Source organism: Flavobacterium frigidimaris, from assembly GCF_002217275.1.
GTDB classification, from domain to species: domain Bacteria; phylum Bacteroidota; class Bacteroidia; order Flavobacteriales; family Flavobacteriaceae; genus Flavobacterium; species Flavobacterium aquidurense.
In genome coordinates this window covers 1-762 of record NZ_MUGV01000069.1, presented here as the reverse complement: position 1 = coordinate 762, position 762 = coordinate 1, and the positions used below count along the sequence as shown (strand labels likewise).

The 762-nt window shown below is 30.2% G+C and carries 1 protein-coding gene; it reads left to right on the top strand.

Features of this window, described 5'->3' with window-relative positions; all coding sequences use genetic code 11:
• Positions 1-67: 67 nt before the first annotated feature.
• Entirely contained in the window at positions 68-613 is a 546-nt protein-coding gene (locus B0A65_RS23055; RefSeq protein ID WP_083370351.1) for a hypothetical protein, read from the top strand.
• Positions 614-762 lie beyond the last annotated feature (149 nt).

Below are 762 nucleotides of genomic sequence, written 5' to 3'. Positions count from 1 at the left end.
TTTTTTCACAGACTGACGTTGTAGGCAATTTTAAAGAACATTGGAATAATTCAACCAAATAAGAAACATGAGAAATGTTATATACTTAATACTCTTAATTACTGTTTTTTCATGTTCAAAAAAACAAGAGTTGCCTAATGATGAAAATAACATTAATTCAACTGTTTTTTTTGATCCAATTCTATTAGGCGCTACTGGAATTAATGCGAGTCTAAAAATAAATTCTAGATTTAGTGAGTGCGGAGAATGGGGTGGACATAATGAAAAAATAAAAGTTTATTCAAAAGAAAGAAACTATAAAGACTATTTTCTAGACTATGAAAAAACTAAAATTGATTGCGACAAACGTGATAAGAATGGAGAAAATATTGAAACAGTAATCTTTCAAAAGACAATAAAATTAGATGATTCAGGAAAAAAGTCTATAACTGATTATATCAAAAGGATGATAACATCAAAAGTTGAAGAAAGATTTCCTGGAAATGCTGGTAATTCATTTACTGTGATTAATTGTGATTCAACTTTAGTAATTAAAGTTTATGATTCAAATTCACGTAATCTAAAAAGTTACACTACTCTTTTGGAAGAATTAGACTTGAAAAACGTTAAGTAAAAACTGCCTACAACAGCCACTACAACGGATTTGGGCATTTGGCTTAATGGAAAGATGGTTTTGTATTTGGAATGATTTGGTAAATCCGAGAATAGGGCTTAATTTAGTCCCAAACCCGCTGTAGCGCCAGAACGTCAGGCTGTGAAAAA